The sequence below is a fragment of the Burkholderia sp. AU45388 genome (assembly GCF_030481585.1).
Lineage (GTDB): Bacteria > Pseudomonadota > Gammaproteobacteria > Burkholderiales > Burkholderiaceae > Burkholderia > Burkholderia sola.
This window is the reverse complement of the sequence record NZ_JAUJPV010000007.1, coordinates 192348-212867: the sequence shown is the minus strand read 5'-3', so window position 1 is coordinate 212867 and position 20520 is coordinate 192348. Positions and strand designations below refer to the sequence as shown.

Below are 20520 nucleotides of genomic sequence, written 5' to 3'. Positions count from 1 at the left end.
AACCGGATGGCAACGGCGGCGCGTGGTTCGCCGTTGCATCGAATGCCTGTCTTCCTGCATCGCGCGCGGCACGATGCGTCGATCATCGTTCGGATAACGGATCAATCGTTCGCGGCAAAGAGGGTCATGCGAACGGATCTCGTGCCGCCCGCGTCAATAGGCGAAGATCGGGCGTCGCGGTATCGGCGCCCGCGCGCACATGCCCATGCGGATCGGATTCGCGTGCAGGAAAGTGCCGACCCGGCGCGGATGACCGGCAACCAGCCGGATCCGCCTCGCACCGGGCGCGGAGAGATGGCCTGTCGAGGCACGCCTGTCGGCCGCCAGCGCGACGTTCGAGCGGCGATGTCCCGAATCACGGCGATCGCGGCCTGCGGACCGCGGCGTGTGACGATCGATCATTTTTCTACCCCGTTTGCTGTCTGATGTTTTTTCCGGCAACCGGACGATGCCGATGCCCCGGCGATCGGGCGACGACGTGCCGTGCTCGCCGTGACGCGGCCCGCCGCACCGCGCCCGGCCGCCGCATCCCCGCGGACCGCATCCTGGCCGGTACGGGCGGCTTTCGCTGCCTGACCGGACGAATCTCGCGTCGTCGACTCTCGCATGACCTTCTTCGCAAGGACCGGGCCAGCGCCGTGCGAGCCCGGCCGGACAAGGCGGTGACCGGGCCGGCTGGCGGCCAGAACGGCCGTGGAATGCCGGAAGTTACGGAACTGAAACGTGGGCGCCGCGGCGCGTGCCGGCCTTGCAACGGCGGGGGCCTTGCGGGATAAGGCTGAACAATGGAGCGCGGAATTTTTACCGGCGGCGGGCTGGCCGATCGGCCCGCTTCGCCGCGGAAATTCGCCCGGCGGCCGACGCGAAATGTTTCATGCGCTTTACATGCCGGCGGCAAGCCGCACCGTGGGTCGCTGCCGAACGCTGGACGCGGCGGCCGATCGCATGGCTATACTGCGACACCGCTTCACGCGACCTCACGCGACTTCACGCAAACGCTCCGCCCACGATGATCCGCACCTTCCATGCCGCCGAGCGCGCGAGACTGATCCGCTTCGGCGTGGCGGGCCTGGGCTCGACCGCGCTGCATGCGCTGATCGCCGCCGCGATGTTCGCGTCGTTCGACGCGACGCCCGTCATCGCGAACGCAACCGCGTTCGCCTGTTCGACCGCGTTCTCGTATCTCGCCAACACGCTGTGGAGTTTTTCGTCGCCGGTGACGTGGGGCAACTTCGTGCGCTTTCTCGCGGTCGCGACGGCCGGCCTCGCCGCGACGATGCTGCTGGCGCGCGGCACCGACGCGCTCGGGCTCGCCCGGGCATGGAGCATCGTCGCGGTCGTGCTGTGCGTGCCGCCCGTCACGTTCGTGCTGCACCGGCTGTGGACCTATCGGTGAGCCGCACCGCGCGCAGCGCGCGAAGCCGCTCATCCGACCCGCTGATGCTCCGCGTCGCCCGACGGCGCGCCATCATGCCCGCCGCTGTCGCCATTCCCGCCGTTGCTGGCGGTGTTGTCGTGATCGTTCAGCCCGTGCTCGATCATCATCCGGTAGAGCGTCACGCGTGAAATGCCGAGTTCGGCGGCGGCCTTGTTGATCCGGTGGTCGTTGCGCAGCAGCGCGTTCTCGATCGCGGTGCGCTCGGCCAGCGAGCGCGCCTGTTCGAGCGTCACCGGTTCGGTTTCCCCGGGCGTGTCGAGCCCGAGATCGTGCGGCGTCAGCAGCCGGCTCTCGGCCATCACGATCGCGCGCCGCACGCGGTTGATCAGCTCCCGCACGTTGCCGGGCCATTCGTAGCGCCGCATCGCGTCGAGCGCGGCCGACGTGAAGCCGCTGATCTTGCGGCCGCTGTCGGACTTGAATTTCTGCAGCACGTAGTGCGCGAGGATGTCGATGTCCTTGCCGCGCGCGCGCAGCGGCGGCTCGTGGATGCGCAGCACGCACAGCCGGTGATAGAGATCCGCGCGGAAGCGTCCGGCCTCGACCGCGCCGTCGAGATCGACGTGCGTGGCCGAGATGATCCGCACGTCGACCGCGATCGATTCCTGCCCGCCGAGCCGCTCGATCTTGCCTTCCTGCAGGAAGCGCAGCAGGCTCGCCTGGCTTTCCACCGGCATGTCGCCGATCTCGTCGAGAAACAGCGTGCCGCCGTTCGCCGATTCGATCCGGCCCGCGCGCCGCTGGTTCGCGCCGGTGAACGCGCCGCGTTCATAGCCGAACAGCTCCGACTGCAGCAGGTGATGCGGAATCGCGCCGCAATTGATCGCGACGAACGGCCCCTTGCCGCGGCCGGAGCGTTCGTGAATCGCGAGCGCCGTCAGTTCCTTGCCGGTGCCCGACTCGCCCGAGATGAACACGCTCGCGTCGGTCTTCGCGACCTTGCGGATCGTGCTGAACAACTGCTGCATCGCCTCGCAGTTGCCGATCATCCCGTGTTCGCCGATCGACGCCGCATAGGCGGCGCCGTCGACGCGATCGAGCGCGGCCATCCCGCGCGCATGGCCGAGCACGTGCGAAATCCATTCGTACGGCAGCGGCAGCGTCACGTAATCGAAACAATAGCTGCGGATCAATTCGCGCACGGCGGGGCCGATCGTGATGCCGGCCTGCGCGATGGAAATCCAGCCGATCGCCGGCTGGCTCAGGCACATCTTCAGCGCGGGATAGTCGCGCGACGTGAACCCGGTGAAATCGACCAGCCCCGCGGCCACGCTCACGCCGGAGGTCATGTTCTGCGCGGCGCCGGCCGTCTTCGCGACCGCGATCTCCCAGCCAAGGCCGCGCAGTTGTGCGAGCAACGGCTCGTCGGGCGTGCGCATGATCACGAACAGCTTGCGTCCGGCCTCGGGAGCGGTGACGGATACGTCCGTCATCTCGGGCGCCGCCTGCCCGTTTGCGTCGGGTGACCTAGCAACCATCGTTGTTCCCCGCTTGGCGTTGGTATCGCGCGCCGGCTCACCGCCGCGTACGACGGACACGATCGAACCGACATATTGGCCGTATTTCCGTCCGAATAAAATCCCCCCGCTCATGAATCGCGCCGGAGGTCGACGTTGCCATGAACGGTATATCGATGCGGCCGGCCTGCGGCTAGAGGGGTGTTATCCCGGAGGCGGGCACGGCGCGCGACCGGAAGCGACCGGCGCCGCTCGCGCGAAGCCGCGCCGGTGCTGGCGCGCGGCGATTACCTGCGACGACGCGGCGCATGCACGCTCGGCGCGCCGGCGCATGCGCGCGCAACCGGCCGGCCGGGCAGGCGGGCGCCCGCGCAACCGGTTCCGGTTGATTTGCGTCAATCGTGGGAAGCAATCAGATGATGCACGCACGCAACATGCGCGGCGCCCCGCCGGGCGGCGGGCGGCCGGGTCAGCGGCCCGACGCGAGCGGTGCCGGCGCGTTCGCGCGGCCGCGGCCGGCCGGCGTGCCGCCTTGCTGGCCGTAGCGGGCGGCCAGCGCGTCGACCCGCGCGAGATGGTGGCGATTGTCGTGATCCCACGGATGGAAGCCCGGCCGGAAAAAGCTCAGCCATTCGCCGGCGATGCGCGGGAACAGCCCGCGGCGCGGCCCGTACAGGAACGCGATCACCCGCAGCAGGCCGCGCACGTGATGGCCGGCGCCGCGATCGCGCCGCAGCAGCGTCACATGGAGCAGGAACACGGTCGGCCAGAACGTCAGCGTCGTCAGCAGATACACGCCGATGCGGATCAGGTAACGGCGCAGCCCCGGCTTCATCGCGGCATTCCACACGTCGAACGACACGGCCTTGTGCTCGGTTTCCTCCAGCGCGTGCCACAACCACATCTGCCGGTAGCCTTCGACCGAACCGTCGAGGCGCGTCGGGTCGCTCAGCAGCCAGTCGGCGAGCATCGCCGTGTAGTGCTCGGCCGCCACCGTCTGCGCGAGCTGCACCGAATGCGGCAGCTTGCGCTTCATGTAGCCGAGCACCGTCCACACGCGCTTGTCCAGCTTGCGCGCGGGCAGCCGGTTCGCCTGCATCAGCTCGTTGTATTCGACGTGCTCGCGCGTGTGCATCGCTTCCTGGCCAATGAAGCCGAGCACCTGCTGCTTCAGCACGGGATCGTCGATCCGGTCGCGGTAGTTGCGCACCGAATCCATGAAGAAGCGCTCGCCGGCCGGAAACAGCAGCGACAGCGCGTTGAAGAAATGGGTCACGTGCGACCCGAGGCCATGCCAGTCCTTCGCGCGTTCGACCGGCAGGTCGAAGCGCAGGTCGCGACGCACCGGCATGATCCCGGCCGCGGTGGCGGAAGCGGCTGACTTCATGTTCATCGTTCTCCTGTTGCCGAGCGGCGCGGCATCATCCGACGCGGCCGGCGCAAGCCCGGGCGGCACATCGCGCGCCGCCAAATTCTGACATCGACAGATGTAAAGATAGGCCGCGCGCGCCGGCGCACGCAAGCCGCGCGGTAGATGCGCGCTTCCAAACGGGGCACGGTCGGAAAGATGGAAAAAACGGCGCTCGAACGGAGCCCGGACCCGGCGCGATTCGAACGCGCGAACTCGCGTACGGGCGAGCTGCCAGGCCCGATGCAGCGCGCCGCCATCGGGCCCCAAGCCCCGTGTGGCGGGCCTTTCGCCGCTCCGGCGCCGGTCGTGCAGCCTGCGGCAACGCGTGCCGGTCGCATCGATTCATACGCGCGGCGCACTGCCGCGGCGCAACCTCGGCCCCGCGACACGCGAAAAATTCAAACGCGCGTTCCAATCGCGTTTCGGGCGATCCCGCGCGCGACGCTCCGCCCCGCTTGCCGACACGCGTACGGCGGCACGAAATCCGCCCGCGCCGGCCCGCGGCGCGCTCGCCTACAATAGCGGTTTTACGTCACGCTCTTTCAGGAGAAATCATGTCCGTCATCACGACCGAATCGGGCCTCAAGTACGAAGACCTGACCGAAGGGACCGGCGCGGAAGCGCAAGCCGGCAAGACCGTCAGCGTCCACTACACGGGCTGGCTGACCGACGGTCAGAAATTCGATTCGAGCAAGGATCGTAACGACCCGTTCGCGTTCGTGCTGGGCGGCGGCATGGTCATCAAGGGCTGGGACGAAGGCGTGCAAGGCATGAAGGTCGGCGGCGTGCGTCGCCTGACGATCCCGCCGCAACTCGGCTACGGCCCGCGCGGCGCAGGCGGCGTGATTCCGCCGAATGCGACGCTCGTGTTCGAAGTCGAACTGCTCGACGTCTGACCCCGCATCCCGCCGGTTCCTTCCCGATGGAACGCCTCGCCTCCCCGGCCATCGCGCTGCGCCGCTACGCCACGTGCGAAGCGTCGGACGTGCACGACTTCCACCAGGTCGTGCTCGGCGTCGATGGCGCGATGGTGATGGCGGTGGACGGCATCGGCCGGCGCATCGACCGGCACGCGGCCTGGCTGATTCCGGCCGGCGCGCGCCACGACTACGCGGGCCTCGGCGACAATCGCCAGCTCGTGATCGACCTGCCCGCGGCGTCGCTCGCGGTACCGCGGCGGCTGTTCGACCATGCGCGCGCCGTGTCGATCGACCCGGCGCTCACGTCGCTCGTCGCGCAGGTCGCGGCGGCGGCCGCGCAGCACGATGCGCCGGCCGGCGACGCACGGCAGGCCGCCGCGCACCGTTTCCAGTGGCAGGCCGCCGCGCGCCTGTGCGACGCGCTGCTCGACGATGCGGGCATCGCCGCGCCCGCGTCGGGCCTCGATTTCGCGCGCATCGACCGCTGGCTGCGCGCGCGGCTCGCCGATCCGCTGCGCATCGCCGATCTCGCCGCGCACTGCGGCTACGGGATGCGCCGGTTTCATCAACTGTTCGTCGACGCGTTCGGCGAAACGCCGCATCGCTACCTGCAGCGGCTGCGGCTCGACGCCGCGATCGTGCTGCTCGCCGACGGCCGGCATTCGCTCGTCGACATCGCGGGCAGCGTCGGCTTCGCCGATCAAAGCACGTTCACGCATGCGTTCACGAAGCGCTTCGGCATGGCGCCGGGACGCTGGCGCGGCGAACGGCACTGAACGCATCGGCCTCGCCGAATACGCAGCGACGCACGTAGCAGGCAGCACGCGTCGGTACGCGTATCGACGCTTCACGTCCCGCTGAAACATCGCCTGTCCGTGGCCGCCTACGATGGACGCATGGATACGACCACACCGTCCCCTGCTTTCCCGCCGTCGCTCGCGCGCGTCGTCGCCACCGTCAGCATCGGTTTCTTCGTCACGCAGCTCGACGTGACGATCGTCAATATCGCGCTCGCGCATCTCGCCGCCGATCTGCACCTGCCGGTCGCCGGCCTGCAATGGGTCGTCGATGCGTACACGCTCGCGTTCGCGGTGCTGATGCTGTCGGGCGGCGCGCTCGGCGACCGTTTCGGCGCACGCCGCCTGTACATCGCCGGGCTGCTGCTGTTCGCGCTTGCGTCGCTCGCGTGCGGCGCCGCCGTCGCGCCCGCGATGCTGATCGCGGCCCGCGCGCTGCAAGGCGTCGGCGCCGCGGCCATGCTGCCGAATTCGCTCGCGCTGCTCAACGACGCGTGCCGGCACGACCCGCGCCTGCGCGCCCGCGCGGTCGGCGGGTGGACGGCGGCCGGGTCGATCGCGATCGCGGCCGGCCCGGTCGTCGGCGGCCTGCTGATCGCCGCGTGGGGCTGGCGCGGCATCTTCCTCGTGAACCTGCCGCTGTGTGCGGCAGGGCTCGCGGCCACGTTCGCATGGGTGCCCGCGCGCCGCGAACAGGCTGCGCCGTGCCGCTCGCTCGACCTGCGCGGCCAGTTCATCGCGATTGCGATGCTGACCGCGCTGACCGGCGCCGTGATCGAATGGCGGCCGCTCGGCTTCGCGCATCCGGTCGTGGCAGGCGGCTTCGCGCTGGCGGCGCTGGCCGCGCTCGCGTTCATCGCGGTCGAATCGCGCACGGCTGCGCCGATGCTGCCGCTATCGTTGTTCCGCCGTCCCGCGTTCAGCGCGGCCGTACTGTTCGGGATCTGCGTGAACCTCACGTACTACGGCACCGTGTTCGTGCTCACGCTCTATCTGCAACGCGCGCGCGGCGAATCGGCGTTGCAGGCCGGGCTCGCATTCCTGCCGCTCACGGGCGGCTTCCTGCTGTCGAATCTCGCGAGCGGACGCGCCGTCGCCCGATACGGCCCGCGCGTGCCGATGCTGGCCGGCGCGCTGGTCGCCGCGCTCGGCTACGGGTCGCTGCATTTCGTCGACGCGGCGACGCCGCTCGGCGTGCTGCTCGTGCCGTTCCTGCTGATTCCGTCGGGCATGGGGTTCGCGGTGCCCGCGATGACGACGGCCGTGCTCGCATCGGTCGCGCCCGAACGGGCAGGCATCGCGTCGGCGGTGCTGAATACCGCGCGGCAGGCCGGCGGTGCGATCGGTGTCGCGGCGTTCGGCGCGCTCGCCGGCGGCGGCGGTAGATCGCAGGTCGTCAGCGGGTTGCGGATCGAAACCGTCGTGTCGGTCGCGCTGCTGCTCGCGGCCGCGCTGCTCGCGACCCGCGTGCGGACCGATGCGCACCGCGGCGCACCGGGTGCGCGCCAGGCAGCGTCGGCGCACGATCGAGGGCGTGCGATCACGCGTCGCCGGGGTCGGGCTGGATCAGGTGACGCCACGGAAAAACGTTGCGCCGGAAGTGGCTCACGTACCCACCGCTGCCGGCCTGAATCACCATGAACTGCAACCGCGGATGCAGCGCCTGCAGCGTTTCGAGTGCATCGAGATCGAGACAGGTATTTCTCAGATACAACGCGCGGAGCCGCTGGCCGGCCGGACTCTTCAGCAGACGCTCGTATGCGTCGAACGACGTCACGCTGCCGGCGCCGCGCTCGTGCTTCCACGCCAGATGCAATTCCGTCGATTCGGAGAAGTCGAGGCAGCCGAGCGACGGCAGGTTGTCGCTGCCGGCAAGACGATCGATGAACTGCTGCGTGTCGCTACCGCCACCGATGCGCAACCGGTTCAGGTGCGGCAACGGCACGTCGAAGAAGCGCACATCGGGCGCGTTCGGCACCGTCAGCTCGTTGAGACAGGGCGCCTTCGCGACGAACCGGGCAATCTCGCCGCCCTCCTGCATGATCAGATCCCGGCGCACGATCATCGACATGTTGTGATCGGCCGGCTCGGTCGGCCGCACATACAGCGATCGCAGCATCGGAAAGCGCGCATCCGAATCGAGCAGCGGACCGAAATCCCATTCGCGCGTGCCGTTCGCACCTTCGTCCGGGCCGCTGAATGCCAGATCGGTCACGAGGCTCGCCACCTCCGGTTCCGCCAGACATTCCAGCGTCCAGTCGAGCGGTTCGCCCCAAGCCTCGCCGAAATACCGGACATGCAGCCCGCCCAGCAGCGGCGCGACGTCGAGATGATTGAAATCGGTCAGCCACAGCGGCTGCGCCGGATCCGCATGGTCGCGCCCGTCCTCGACGCCCTCGCGCACGCCATGGTCGTAGATGCGGTGCTGCAGGTCGAGCAAGCGCCGATAACCGGCGGAATCCAGCGGATGCGTCATGGCGATGCGGTTCCGGACGACGAAGATCGCGACAGTCTATCCGACGGCGCAACCGTCGCAGATGACGCTCACCGCCGTGCCGCGCCGGCCTCGTCGTCGAGTTTCCTGACGACCGTATCGGCCGCCTTCAAAGGCCGGCCGTCGTCGTGCCGCAGCGCGAGCTTGCGGATCGCGCGCCCCGTACCGCGGTCGACCAGCACCGAATGCGGCTCGCCGCGCGCGAACAGGTTGGCCTCGCCCCATTGCCGCAACATCACGATGACAGGAAACAGCCCCTCGCCCTTCTTGGTCAGCACGTACTCCTGATACGCGGTGCCGTCGGAGGCCGGCACGACGTCGAACACGCCGGCGTCCACCAGCCTCTTCAGCCGGTCGGACAGGATGTTGGTCGCGACGCCGAGGCTCGCGCGGAAATCGCCGAAGCGGCGCACGCCGTCGAACGCATCGCGCACGATCAGCAACGCCCAGCGATCGCCGACGATATCGGTCGCGCGCGCCACCGGGCACGGCGAATCCGCAAGACTTTTCTGCCTGGCCATCTTCCTCTCCGCAATCGCGCCGGCCGCCTTCGCGGCGATGCCGGCCATCCGTGCGCGAGCCCGTCGCCCGCCACTCAACAGGTTGCATTTTAAAACCAGTTTCCCTACACTCCGAACAAGTTTCAAATTGCAACTACATTACATGAGGGCACCATGGAGTCGTCCTGTCGTTCCGGCACCGTTGCATCGAACGCGCGAACCGATGCGATTCGTCCGGCCGACGGCGGCCGCCTGTCGTCGGCGCGCGTCGCGCTGCTGGCCGTCTGCTGCGCGGCGAGCGTCGCGAACGTCTACTACGCGCAGCCGCTGCTCGATTCGATCGCGCGGGATTTCGGCGTGTCGCAGGCGGCCATCGGCGGCGTCATCACCGCGACGCAGCTCGGCTGCGCGCTCGCGCTGCTGTTCGTCGTGCCGCTCGGCGACCTGCTGAACCGCAAGCACCTGATCGCCGTTCAGCTTCTGCTGCTGACCGCGGCCTGCATCGGCGTGGCCGCCGCATCGACACGCGTCGCGCTGCTGGCGGGAATGGTCGCGGTCGGACTGCTCGGCACCGCGATGACGCAAGGGCTGATCGCATGCTCGGCCACGCTCGCCGGCGCAGGCGAACGCGGGCGCGTGGTGGGCGCCGCGCAGGGCGGCGTCGTGGTCGGGCTGCTGGCCGCGCGCTCGGTGGCGGGCGTCGTCACCGACATCGCCGGGTGGCGGGCCGTCTATCTCGTATCGGGTGCGCTCGCGATCGCGATGCTGGTCGTGCTGTCGCGGCTGTTGCCCGATCGGCACGCACCGCGCGAACGCATCGGTTACGCGGCGCTGCTGCGCTCGATGGTGTCGCTGCTGCGCGATGAACGCGTGCTGCGCGTGCGCGGCGCGATCGCGCTGCTGATGTTCGCGGCGTTCAGCATCTTCTGGAGCGCGCTCGTGCTGCCGCTGAGCGCGCCGCCGCATGCGATGTCGCACACGCAGATCGGCGCGTTCGGCCTCGTCGGCGCGCTGGGTGCGGCCGCCGCCGCCCGCGCGGGCCGGCTCGCGGACCGCGGGCGCGGCGAAGCGACGACCGGCGCCGCACTCGCGCTGCTTGCCTGCGCGTGGCTGCCGCTCGCATTCGGCAATACGTCGATTGCGCTGCTGATCGTCGGCATCGTGCTGCTGGACGTCGGCGGACAGGCCGTGCACGTCGTCAACCAGAGCATGATTCTCGGCGCTCGGCCCGACGCGCATGCGCGCCTGGTCGGCTGCTACATGCTGTTCTATTCGATCGGCAGCGGGCTCGGTGCGCTCGCGGCGACGATGACGTATGCGCGCGCCGGCTGGACGGGTGTCTGCGTGCTCGGTGCGGGAGTCAGTGTGGCCGCGCTCGGCGTGTGGGCCGCGACGCTGCGGCGTGCATGATGCGCGCCGGCCGGGCGGATGGAACGGGAAAAGCCGGCCCGCCCGAGGCGGGCGGCCGGCTCGCGAACCGGCCGCGCACGTGTGCCGGTCGGGTTTTCGGTTCGGCTTCGGTTCGCTGCGGTTCAGCGGCGCGATGCGCGCCGCGGGCGGTCAGCCCGCCGCCTGAATCGCCTCTTCGTACACACCGGCCACGCGTCGCGCGATCACCGCGTTGTCGAAATGATCGCGCGCATAGCGCTTGCATGCGGCCTCGTCGGGCAGCGCGATCGCGCCCGACAGCGCACCGCCGAGCCCTTCGGCGATCGCATCGGCACCCGTCGACGGCAGCACGAGATCGCTCGACAACCCGGCGACCGCCTCCGGCAGCCCGCCGACCGGCGTGACCAGAACCGGCGTGCCGGATGCCAGCGATTCGACGGTGATCAGCCCGAAGCCCTCGAGCGCGACCGTCGGCACGACGCTGACCGTCGCCGCGCGGTACAGCGCCGCGAGATGATGGTCGGGTACGAAGCCGAGCAGCTTCACGTTGTCCTGCAGCCCGGCTTCGTCGATACGCTGCTGCAGTTCCTCGCCGATCTTGCCCTTGCCGGCGATCAGCAGCAGCACGTCGGGGTGACGGCGCTTGACGAGGCCGATCGCGTCGATCAGGTCCTCCAGCCCCATGCGCCGCACGAGCCGGCGCACGGCCAGCACGATCGGCCGGTCCTGCGGCAGTTGCAGCTTGTGCCGCGCCTCGGCGGGCGTGAGCGGCGTGTCGAACTGCGCGGTATCGACGCAGCCCGGAATCACGCGCACCCGCGACGGATCGATCCCGTAGCGGTGCGTCAGGATCTGGCCGAACGCCTGCGACAGCACGATCAGCCGCGACGAGCGCGTATAGACCGCCTGTTCGAGATAGCGCTTCGCGCGCTGCCCGAGCGACGCGGCGCCCTCGACCTGGCTTTCGTCGGCCCACGGCCCCTGGAAGTGCGACACCTGCGGAATCCCGCGCGTCACGTCGAGGCCCGGGAACGTATAAAGCGCGAAGTGCGACGAAATCACGTCCGGCCGCTCGCTGCGGATCTCGTCGCGCAGCGCGCGCCGCGCGGCGAGCATCCGGCGCGCGAGCGGCTGCGACGCGGGCCCGAAGCCCTGGATCGCGCCGCCCGTGTCGTCGGCGACCTTCGGCGAGCCGGCGACGAGCCCGCGCACCTCGACGCCCGCGCCGGGCAGCGCGCCGACGAGCGAGTAATACATCCGGTCGAGGCCGCCCGCGCGTTCGGGGAACCAGTGCATGCCGATCTGCAACGATTTGATCGGCCGGGAAGAGTGGGACATCACGGTTGCTCCTGCGTGATTGCATGCTCGACCCGCTCGAAAGCGGACGGCTGCGAGGGTTGGCCGATGCGCCGGTAAAGCGCGACGTACTGGGCGCCCATGTGGGCCCAGCCGAAACGGGTCATCAGTTCGCGGGCCGCGTCGCCCATCGCACGACAGGTGTCGCGCGACGCCGCGAGCGCGCCGATCGCCTGCGCGAGCGCGGCAGGATCGTCCGGATCCTCCAGCACGATCCCGCATTCGCGCGTGATGATTTCCGCGCCGCCCGCCGTGCGCGCGGTGACGACCGGCAAGCCGGCCGCCATCGCCTCCAGCAACGACAGGCTCATCGCTTCGTAGCGCGACGGAAAGACATACGCGTCGACCGAGCACATCAGCGTCGGCATGTTCTTCACGAGCCCGAGGAAATGCACGCGCGAATCGATGCCGAGCGCGCGCGCTTCTTCCGGATACGGGCTGCCGGGCAAGTAGCCCGCCACCGCCAGATGCACGTTCGCGGGCAGCTTCGTCAGCGCCTTCAGCACGGTGCCGAGGTTCTTGCGCGGCGTGCGCAGATCGCCGACGAACAGCAGCAGGAACGCGTCGGCCGGCAGCTTGAACGCCGCGCGGTCGGCCTGCGCGCCCGCGAACGCGCTCGTATCGACGCCGTTGTAGATCACGCTGATCTTGCGGCTGTCGATGCCGAGCCCGGCGATCTCGTCGGCCACCTTCTGCGACACGGCGGTGATCGCGCGAGAACGCTTGTACGCCCAGCGCTCCAGCACGGTATTCACGCGCGTATAGACGTACTGGTAGGCCGACCACAGCCCCTTGGCGGGCCCGAACGGATAGTACGGACTCTTGAACCAGCCGCCGTGCACGAAGTGCGCGGTATTCACGTCGGCCTTGATCCACGAGATGAAGCCGTTCACGTGCAGCACGTCGTATTCGCTACGGTGCGCGCGCAGCCACGCCGCGCTTTTCAGCGCGAACACCTGCTGCTTGACGAGATTCGACGGCCAGAAGCCGCCGACCTTCACCGGCACCCAGCGTACGCGCGGATCGGCCAGCAGCTCGGGCGCGACATGCGACGCGACCAGCGTGACCTCGTAGTTTTCGGCCAGCGCCGCGCGCGCGATTTCGTAATTGACGCGGCCCTGCCCGTCGTTGTGTCGCACGACGTGCGTGACGATCGCGATTCTCAATGGTCGCCTCCCCGTGAACGCGCGGCGGCCAGCAGGCGTTGCGCCTTCTGCCAGTGCGCCGCGGCAAGTATCGAAAAAATGGCCGTGAACATCAGCAGGCCGCCGGTGCCGATCAGCGAGTTCGTGAACACGAGCATCGCGAAGGTCGACAGGCACAGGCTCAGGCACGCGCCGACGAACTTGTCCTTGCGCAGCTTGAACGCCGCGCGCAGCGTGCGGCCGAACAGCATCACGACGCCGGCGAGATACAACAGCGTGCCGGGCCAGCCGAGCACGAACGGCACGTTCATCACGCCGCTGTCGAAGCTGCCGTACTTGCCGAGCTCGCCGCTGTCGCTCGACAGCTTGGTGGACGCGCCGGTCGCGCCCATCCCTTCGCCGGCGACGTCGGTGAACGCCGTCTGCGCGAAGGTCGCGTAGAACTTGTTGCGATCGTCGTAGCTGCGGTCGTCCTTCAGGTTCGTGATCGACTGCAGGCGCTGGCCGAGCCGGTCGGCCACCGGCCCGACGGTCAGCAGCGGCACGCACAGCCCCACCAGCACGACGCCGCTGATCAGGATCCGCATCCGCACGCGGTTGCTCGATTGGACGAGCTGGATCGCGAGCGCGATCACCCAGCCGCCCCAGGTCGAGCGCACGAGGCACAGCGCGAACGACACGAAACCGGCCGCGCCCGCGAACCAGCGGATCTTCTGCGGCGCGACCAGCACGAACACCAGCGCGCCCATCATCGCGAACGCGAACGGCCCGGACGAATTCATCGTGCTGAACACGCGCACGCCGTACGGCACCGGCTCGCCCTGCGAGCCCATCTGCGAGCCGACCATCCACAGCACGTCCCATTGCGGCATCACGAAGTACTGCACGACGCCGTACACGCCCATCACGAGCATGCCCCACATGAAGGTGGACAGCAGCACGTCGCGATACTCCGGATAGTCGCGCGCATTCACCATGACGTGAAAACCGATCAGGATCGGGTACAGCCAGTTCGCGAGGTCGTAGGTCGCGGCCATCACGCCGCTCGACACGATCCCGACGAGGTACGCATACACGAGCCCGAACAGGATCAGCAGCACCGGAATCCCGCGCCGCTGCGCGAGCACGCGGTAATGCCGGATGAGCCCCAGGCCGGCGATCATCGTCACCGCGAGCGGCGCGACCTGGATCAGGCTCGTCGGCGTGAACGCGCCCTTCGACCAGTCGGCCAGGCGCCGCACTTCCGGGCTCAGGAACCACACCCACCACATGAAGCCGACATAGCGCGCCGGGCTCTTGAAATACAGCCAGATGCCGACCCCGATGGCCAGCACCGGGAACGCGAGCGTCAGCACCTTGCCCTGGTGGATCGCGATCAGCGCGGCGGTCAACGTCCACAGCCCGGCCTGCCCGGCCCAGTGCTTCGGCTCGGCGAACCAGCTGCGGGCGCGCGACGGCGCGCGTTCGGCGGCAATCGTACTCATCGGTCCGCGCTCACTGCGACGAAGGGTGCGAATCGGCGAGCGGCATGGCGACGCCGGCCGCCGCGGGCGTGCGGCGCCGGCGCAGCATGTCGCGCGTGATCCGCACGTGCTGCTCGGCAAACGCCTGCGTGGTCAGGTCGCGCTCGCGCAGGCAGGCAGCCGCCGCCTGCGCGCAGTCGAGCGCCGCCGCCGGATCGGCGACGAAGCGGTCGGCGGCCTGGCGCATCGCCTGCGCGTCGAACGCCGGCACATACGCGGCCGTATCGTGCGGGAAGTAGTCGCTCAGGCCGCCCACGTCGGACACGATCATCGGCTTGCCGACGGCCGCCGCCTCGAGCATCACCGTGATGCCCGACGCGTGGAAATTCGGCCGCAGCGGCACGACGATCACGTCGGCCCACGCGTACAGCTCGTGCTGCTTCGCGAGCCCCGACGCCGGGCCGATCTTCACGTTCGGCGCGTGCCATTCGCGCGGCACGCGGCGGCGCGTCGCGAGCCGCACGTCGTAGCGTTCGTCGCCGCCGAACGCGGCGAGGAACGTGCGCCAGTCGCGGTCGCGGTCGTTGCCGATCGCGGCGATCCGCAACGGCCGGTTCGGCTGCCACTGCTTCGGCTCGACCGGCGGGAAATCCTGCGTGTTCAGTCCGTAATAGACGAACTCGGCCTCGCGCCCGAGATAGCGGCGGCACAGGTCGGCATTGTCGCGAGCGAGCGTGGTCAGCGCGTCGGCGCGCGCGAGCAGCTTGCGATACAGCCAGCGGCGCGGGCCGCCGAAGCTGCCCCACTTGTCGAACAGCCACACGCTCTGCGCGAGCAGCAGCGGACGCTTGCCCTGCTCGCCGGCGAGCTTCAGGATCAGCGCGGCCGCCAGATGCTCCTGCTCGGTGTGCGTCCAGATCACGTCGGTCGCGAGCAGCGCCGCGCGATTGCGCCACGCATGCACGACGTCGAAGCCGAGCGCCGCCTTCAGCGCGCGGCGCGCGATGTTCACGACGCGGTTCTCGCGGCCGTCCTGCGAATAGGTCAGCCGGAATTCGTCGGATTCGGCGTGGTGATAGCCGTACAGGCAGCCGATGTCGTCGCCTTTCCGGTAGGTCCGCGGATCGGCGCCGTAGAACAAATGGACGTGAACGTTCGTTGCAGCCTTCGTGGTCATGCGAGCCCTCCGGGCATGGCCGCGCGCGAGGCGCGCAGGCCGTTCAAGACGTCACCGGCGGCATCGCCGCACGGTGGGGGGCAAGGTCGGTGCGACGCGCATCGCGCGCGCCGCGGCGCACCGCGCGCCAGTGCGCGAGCACGCGGGCACGCCGCGCGGTCGGCAGCGCCAGCAGCACGTGCGCGAAGCCCGGATAGACGCGCGTGCCGACGAGCGTCCACCACCACCACGCGATCTCGCGCCGCAGCGGCGGCAGATGCTCGCGCAGCGTCAGTTGCAGGTTGTATGCGCCGTTGCTGATCGCGTTCAGCGACGCCGCATCGCGCCGGTCGTCGTCGAAGCGCTCGGCCGGGAAATGATCGACCGCGATCGCCGGGTCGTACAGCAGCGTCCAGCCCGCGCGCTGCACTTCCATGCTGAACGCCATGTCGTTGTGCACCTGCGCGCCGGCGCCGCGCAGCCGCGTGTCGAAACGCAGCCGTTCGATCGCCGCGCGGCGGTAGCTCATGTTCGCGCCTTTCAGCATGTCGACCGCGCGCGCGCCGCCGACGCCGAGGTGATGATTGCCGATGATCTTGCCCGACAGCGTCAGCTGGCCGACGCGTTCGCGCGATTCGTCGAGCAGGCGGCCCTTCTCGTGCACCCAGTCGCGCCCGCCGACCGCGCCCACGCGCGGGTCGGACAGGAACGCGGCTTCGATGCGCGCGAGCCAGTCGGGGTGCGGCGCCGCATCGTCGTCGGTGATCGCGACGATGTCGCCGTTCACCGAGTCGAGCCCCTTGTTCAGCGCGGCGACCTGCCCCGCCACCTCCACCGGCACGATGCGCAGCGGCAGCGCGCCGCCGACCGCCGGATCGGCGAGCCGTTCGTGCGTGGCGTCGTCCTCCGGGCGCGCGACGACGATCACCTCGTCGGGCAGCCGCTGCTGCCGCTGCAGCGCCAGCAGGCAGCGCGCGAGGTCGGCGGGACGCCGATAGGTCGGAACGAGCACGGAAATTTTCATCAAGGATTCTCCAGTCGGCCGGGCAGGCGCCGCTCGCGCCGGCCCGGTGTCGTGAAATGCGATCAGGCGCTCAGGTATTCGTGCACGGCCGCATAGCCGCGACCGTAGCCGCGCGCCTTCGGCGGCACGCCATTGAAGATGCCGCCTTCCAGATCGACCCCCGCGGTGCGCAGGCGCTTGATCGCATCGGCGATCTCGCCTTCGGTATGCATGCCCGAGCGCAGCACGAGGAACGTCGAGCCGGCCATGCGGCCGATGATCGTCGCGTCGGTCACCGCCAGCACCGGCGGCGAATCGATCAGCACGACGTCGTAGCGCTTGCCGAGCCCTTCGAGGTATTGCGGCAGGCGCGCCGACATCAGCAGCTCCGACGGGTTCGGCGGGCGCGTGCCGGCCGCGATGAACGACAGGCCCTGCACCGGCGTCTCGCGCACGGCGTCCTCGAGCGGCGACTGATCGCTCAGCAGCTCGGACAGGCCCGGCTGCACGGTCAGGCCGAAATAGCGGTCGAGCATCCCGCGGCGCATGTCGGCGTCGATCAGCAGCACGCGCTTGCCCGAATGCGCGAGCAGCACCGCGAGGTTCACCGTCAAAAAGCTCTTGCCGATGCCCGGGGTCGGGCCGGTCAGCACGATCACGCGGTTCTTCGCGTCCATCATCGCGAACTGCATCGCGGTGCGCAGGCTGCGCATGCTTTCGACGCTCAGGTCCTTCGGACGCAGGCTCGCGAGGATCGGCCGCGCACGGCTGCCGCCCTTCTCCGCGGCCGCGTCGAGCTTCACCTGCTCGGCGCTGAGCGGCACCAGCCCGTACAGCGGCAGGTTGAACGCGCGCTCGATGCGGTCCGGATCCTCGATGCCCTGGAACAGGTTGCGACGCAGGAACACGACGCCCGTGCCGAGGATCAGCCCGAGGAACACGGCGGCCGACAGGATCAGCACCTTCTTCGGCTTGACCGGCGCGCCCGGACGCAGCGCCGAATCGATGAGATGGATGTTGCCGCCCGTGCCGGCCTTCTGCACCGACAGCTCCTGCACGCGGTTCAGCAGCAGCACGTAGATGTCCTCGGCGACCTTCGCGTCGCGCTGGAGCTGGACGGCCTTCACCTCGGTCGCCGGCAGGCTGCGGAAGCGGTTGCTGAACTTCTCCTTCTCGCCCTCCAGTTCCGCGAGCTGCTGCTTCGCGGCGATCACCATCGGATGCGAATCGGTGAAGCGCTGCGCGAGCGACGCGAGTTGCAGCCGCTGCGCGGCGATCTGCTGTTCGTACTGCACGCTGCCTTCGAGGTAGACCTTCGCCTCGTCGCTCGCGTTGATCGAGCCCGACGTGCGCTGGTATTGCGTGAGCGCGGCTTCCGCGCGTTCGAGGTCGGCCTTCAGGCGCGGCTCCTCGCCCTTCAGGAAGTCGAGCATCTTGGTCGCTTCCGCCTGCTTCGCGACCACGTGCTGGTTCAGGTACGACTGCGCGAGCGCGTTCGCGATCGCAGCGGTCTGGTCCGGGTCCTTGCCTTCGAGCGAGATCTGCACGACGCCCGTCTGCTTGCCCTGCTCGCTCACCTGGATGCCGGCCTGGAAGCCGCTGATCGCGTCGAGATCGTTGTAGCGCACCACCGTGAATTGCGTGCCGGGGCGCGCGACGAGCTTGCTCACGAGCAGCGTCACGCCGCCGCCCTGCGCCGATTCGCCGACGCGGCCGGCCAGCAGCCGCGTGCCGTTCTCGTCGACCAGCGAATAGGTGCCGTTCGGGCCGGCCGTCAGCGTGAGCTTCTTGCCTTCGAGCGCCGGCACGACGCTGATCGAATCGACGTCCGCGACTTCGCCGCCCCACGCATACGACTTCAGGCCGAGCCACGGCCGCGACGGCACGCCCGGCGTCGCGACGCGCGCGGCGAGGCTGCCGATCACCGGCAGCGTCTTCGGCGCGACCGAGAAGTTCAGCTTGAACTGCTCGACGACCGGCGTGACGACGCCGCGGCTCTTGATGATCTCGATTTCGGCATCGGTCGGCGCCTGCTGCGGGCCGCTGTTGATCGACGCGCCCGTCTGCGTCTGCGTGAGCGCCTGCGACGTGTTGTCGTTGCCCTCGATCCGCACGTGCACGTCCGCCTGGTAGACCGGCTTCGCGATGAAGCAGTAGAGGCCGGCGAGCGCGACGACCGTCACCGCGATGCCGAGCAGCAGCCAGATGTCGTCCATGATGACCTGGAGCAACTGGCCGAGAACGACGTCCTCTTCCTCGGTCTTCGCGGTCAGGTCCGCGTAGGAGTGTTTCGCTTGCGTGTTCACCATTCGTTCCCGCTTGAGTGGTGCCGGGGGGCGGGCGCCGCCCCGGCGGGCTATCAGCGCGTGATCTGCCGCATGTAGAAGATCGTCTGGATCGTCGGCAGCACCTGCTGCAGCACGCGGTTGAACTGCACCGAGCTGGCCGTGCTGACGTAGACGACGTCGAGCGGCTGAAGCGGGAAGCGGCTCGACAGCATCAGCGCATCGGGCTGCGTCATGTCGAGACGGAACACTTCAGGCTTCGTCGGGTTGTCGCGCATCCCGCGCATCACGTAGATCTTGCGCGGGTTCGCATCGGTGTCGAGAATCCCGCCGCCCGCGGTCAGCGCGTCGGCGATGGTCAGCTTGCCCTTGAGCATCGGCACCGTGACCGGCGTCTTGACCTCGCCCATGATGAACACGCGGCTGTCGCTGCGATCCGGCACGTTGACGATGTCGCCCGGCTGCAGCATCACGTTCTGCTTCACCTCGCCGCGATCGAGCACGCCGTTCGCGTCGAGCGTGTACAGCTTGCCGTCGCGCGTCAGGCGCACGCGCTGCAGGTCGGCCTCGGCGGTCGAGCCGCCCGAGCGCGAGATCGCGTCGACGAGCGTGAGCGGCACGTCGCTCACCGCGAGCGGGCCCGGCTGCTTCACCTCGCCCGTCACCTGCACCTTCTGGCTGCGGAACGACAGCACGCGCACGTCGAGCTGCGGGTTCTTCACGTAGCGCGCGAGGCTGGACGCCATCTCGTCGCGAATCTGCGCGACCGTCTTGCCCGCCACGCGAATGCGGCCGACGAACGGGAAGAAGATCGTGCCGTCGGCGGCGACCGTCTGGCCGTACGGATCGGCCTGGCCCGGCAGCGCGGTCGTATACGGCTGCTGCAGCGCGCCCGCGACCGATTGCGTCGTGTTGCCGCCGCTCGAGAACGACTGGCCCTGCGGCGTCGTCAGCTCCGGGTGGTCCCACACGGTGACGCCGAGGATGTCCTGCGGGCCGACGCGATACGTGTACTGCGACGGATCGGTATAGCGCCCGGGCGGCAGCGGATGATCGACCTGCGCTTTCTGCAGCTGGTCCATCACCACTTTGGCGTCGATGTAATGAACCGGATAGGTTTCGGCCGCTTCCTGCCGGCCTTCGTCCTTCAGGTTCGACGAGTCGAGGTAGTTGCCGGGCGCGGTTGCACAGGCTGACAGGAAAGTCGTCAGCGCGACGGCAAGCGCCACCGGGCGCATCGGGCGTTTCAGCATAGTTTCTGTAGCCATCCTTGAACCAGACGTTCGATCAGTGAGTAGCTCTCGCGGTAGTCGGCCTCGGGGCCGCCGTGCGGGTCCGCGATCTCGGCCCCTTCCCACTTGCCGAGCAGGTGAACCTTGCCGCGCGCGAACGGATCGACCGCTTCGACGGCCGCGATCTGTCGACGCTCGCTGACGAGAATCAGGTCGGCGTCGCGCACGATCCGGCGCGACAGCCGCCGCGAGCGATGGGTCGTCGCATCGACGCCCCGCTCGGCGAGCAGTTGCCGCATCACCGGATCGATGCCGTCGCCGTCGTTCGCGTGGACGCCGGCCGAATGGAACGTCGGGCGCGGGCCGCCGCGCGACGCGGCGTGCGACTTGAACAGCATTTCCGCCGCCGGGCTGCGGCAGACGTTCGCGTGGCAGACGATCAGGATGTTCCGGAACATGGCGTCTCGCAACGAG

At 69.2% G+C, this 20520-nt stretch carries 18 protein-coding genes; 5 read left to right on the top strand and 13 right to left on the bottom strand.

Going from position 1 to position 20520, the window contains the following annotated elements; translation table 11 throughout:
- Positions 1 to 153 precede the first annotated feature (153 nt).
- A complete protein-coding gene (locus QZM72_RS15300) occupies positions 154 to 402 on the bottom strand; it encodes a hypothetical protein (RefSeq protein WP_089469450.1) in 249 nt (82 codons plus the stop codon).
- Positions 403 to 1009: 607 nt separating this feature from the next.
- Between QZM72_RS15300 and QZM72_RS15295 the strand changes: the two genes are divergently transcribed.
- A complete protein-coding gene (locus tag QZM72_RS15295) occupies positions 1010 to 1396 on the top strand; it encodes a GtrA family protein (protein WP_089469292.1) in 387 nt (128 codons plus the stop codon).
- Positions 1397 to 1425: 29 nt separating this feature from the next.
- Here the strand turns inward: QZM72_RS15295 and QZM72_RS15290 are convergent, their stop codons facing one another.
- Both QZM72_RS15290 and QZM72_RS15285 read right to left on the bottom strand, forming a co-directional pair.
- The gene (locus QZM72_RS15290) at positions 1426 to 2916 is read right to left on the bottom strand and encodes a sigma-54 dependent transcriptional regulator (RefSeq protein WP_301738573.1); all 1491 of its coding nucleotides are present in this window, start codon (positions 2914 to 2916) and stop codon (positions 1426 to 1428) included.
- A gap of 448 nt (positions 2917 to 3364) precedes the next feature.
- On the bottom strand, positions 3365 to 4282 hold the full coding sequence (locus tag QZM72_RS15285) for a metal-dependent hydrolase (RefSeq protein WP_089469449.1): 918 nt from the start codon (positions 4280 to 4282) through the stop codon (positions 3365 to 3367).
- A gap of 578 nt (positions 4283 to 4860) precedes the next feature.
- On the opposite strand from QZM72_RS15285, the gene QZM72_RS15280 reads away from it, so the two are divergent.
- The 3 genes from QZM72_RS15280 to QZM72_RS15270 all read left to right on the top strand — a co-directional run bounded on the left by QZM72_RS15280 (position 4861) and on the right by QZM72_RS15270 (position 7664).
- Positions 4861 to 5202, top strand: a complete 342-nt coding sequence (locus QZM72_RS15280) for an FKBP-type peptidyl-prolyl cis-trans isomerase (protein WP_006479474.1) — start codon at positions 4861 to 4863, stop codon at positions 5200 to 5202.
- Between the two features lie 26 nt (positions 5203 to 5228).
- On the top strand, positions 5229 to 6002 hold the full coding sequence (locus tag QZM72_RS15275; protein ID WP_089469290.1) for an AraC family transcriptional regulator: 774 nt from the start codon (positions 5229 to 5231) through the stop codon (positions 6000 to 6002).
- A 120-nt stretch (positions 6003 to 6122) separates the two neighbouring features.
- Positions 6123 to 7664, top strand: coding sequence for an MFS transporter (locus tag QZM72_RS15270; protein ID WP_301738556.1), 1542 nt, complete (start codon positions 6123 to 6125; stop codon positions 7662 to 7664).
- Here the strand turns inward: QZM72_RS15270 and QZM72_RS15265 are convergent.
- On the bottom strand, positions 7564 to 8499 hold the full coding sequence (locus tag QZM72_RS15265) for a hypothetical protein (RefSeq protein WP_301738555.1): 936 nt from the start codon (positions 8497 to 8499) through the stop codon (positions 7564 to 7566). The two genes, QZM72_RS15270 and QZM72_RS15265, sit on opposite strands and share 101 nt — an antisense overlap.
- Before the next feature lie 68 nt (positions 8500 to 8567).
- Positions 8568 to 9038 (bottom strand): helix-turn-helix domain-containing protein, encoded by a 471-nt coding sequence (locus tag QZM72_RS15260; RefSeq protein WP_301738554.1) that lies wholly within the window; start codon positions 9036 to 9038, stop codon positions 8568 to 8570.
- Between the two features lie 153 nt (positions 9039 to 9191).
- Here QZM72_RS15260 and QZM72_RS15255 point away from each other — a divergent pair, with 153 nt between their 5' ends.
- Positions 9192 to 10427: an MFS transporter gene (locus QZM72_RS15255; protein WP_301738553.1), complete on the top strand. Its 1236-nt coding sequence runs from the start codon at positions 9192 to 9194 to the stop codon at positions 10425 to 10427.
- A 150-nt stretch (positions 10428 to 10577) separates the two neighbouring features.
- Here QZM72_RS15255 and QZM72_RS15250 read toward each other — a convergent pair whose 3' ends face one another.
- The 8 genes from QZM72_RS15250 to QZM72_RS15215 all read right to left on the bottom strand — a co-directional run bounded on the left by QZM72_RS15250 (position 10578) and on the right by QZM72_RS15215 (position 20504).
- On the bottom strand, positions 10578 to 11744 hold the full coding sequence (locus tag QZM72_RS15250) for a glycosyltransferase family 4 protein (RefSeq protein ID WP_301738551.1): 1167 nt from the start codon (positions 11742 to 11744) through the stop codon (positions 10578 to 10580).
- A complete protein-coding gene (locus QZM72_RS15245; RefSeq protein ID WP_301738550.1) occupies positions 11744 to 12928 on the bottom strand; it encodes a glycosyltransferase family 4 protein in 1185 nt (394 codons plus the stop codon). The genes QZM72_RS15250 and QZM72_RS15245 overlap by 1 nt, the downstream gene beginning before the upstream one ends.
- Positions 12925 to 14391 carry an O-antigen ligase gene (locus QZM72_RS15240; protein WP_089469285.1) on the bottom strand — a complete coding sequence of 489 codons (1467 nt, stop codon included), beginning with the start codon at positions 14389 to 14391 and terminating at the stop codon, positions 12925 to 12927. Before QZM72_RS15240 ends, QZM72_RS15245 begins: the two co-directional genes overlap by 4 nt.
- 10 nt (positions 14392 to 14401) lie before the next feature.
- Positions 14402 to 15547 carry a glycosyltransferase family 4 protein gene (locus tag QZM72_RS15235; protein WP_301738549.1) on the bottom strand — a complete coding sequence of 382 codons (1146 nt, stop codon included), beginning with the start codon at positions 15545 to 15547 and terminating at the stop codon, positions 14402 to 14404.
- 43 nt (positions 15548 to 15590) lie between these two features.
- Complete coding sequence (locus QZM72_RS15230) at positions 15591 to 16550, bottom strand: glycosyltransferase family 2 protein (RefSeq protein ID WP_089469283.1); 960 nt, start codon at positions 16548 to 16550, stop codon at positions 15591 to 15593.
- A gap of 62 nt (positions 16551 to 16612) precedes the next feature.
- Positions 16613 to 18838: a polysaccharide biosynthesis tyrosine autokinase gene (locus QZM72_RS15225; RefSeq protein ID WP_301738548.1), complete on the bottom strand. Its 2226-nt coding sequence runs from the start codon at positions 18836 to 18838 to the stop codon at positions 16613 to 16615.
- Between the two features lie 50 nt (positions 18839 to 18888).
- Positions 18889 to 20067 (bottom strand): polysaccharide biosynthesis/export family protein, encoded by a 1179-nt coding sequence (locus tag QZM72_RS15220; RefSeq protein ID WP_089469281.1) that lies wholly within the window; start codon positions 20065 to 20067, stop codon positions 18889 to 18891.
- Positions 20061 to 20504, bottom strand: a complete 444-nt coding sequence (locus QZM72_RS15215) for a low molecular weight protein-tyrosine-phosphatase (RefSeq protein WP_006482944.1) — start codon at positions 20502 to 20504, stop codon at positions 20061 to 20063. The genes QZM72_RS15220 and QZM72_RS15215 overlap by 7 nt, the downstream gene beginning before the upstream one ends.
- Between the last annotated feature and the right edge of the window lie 16 nt (positions 20505 to 20520).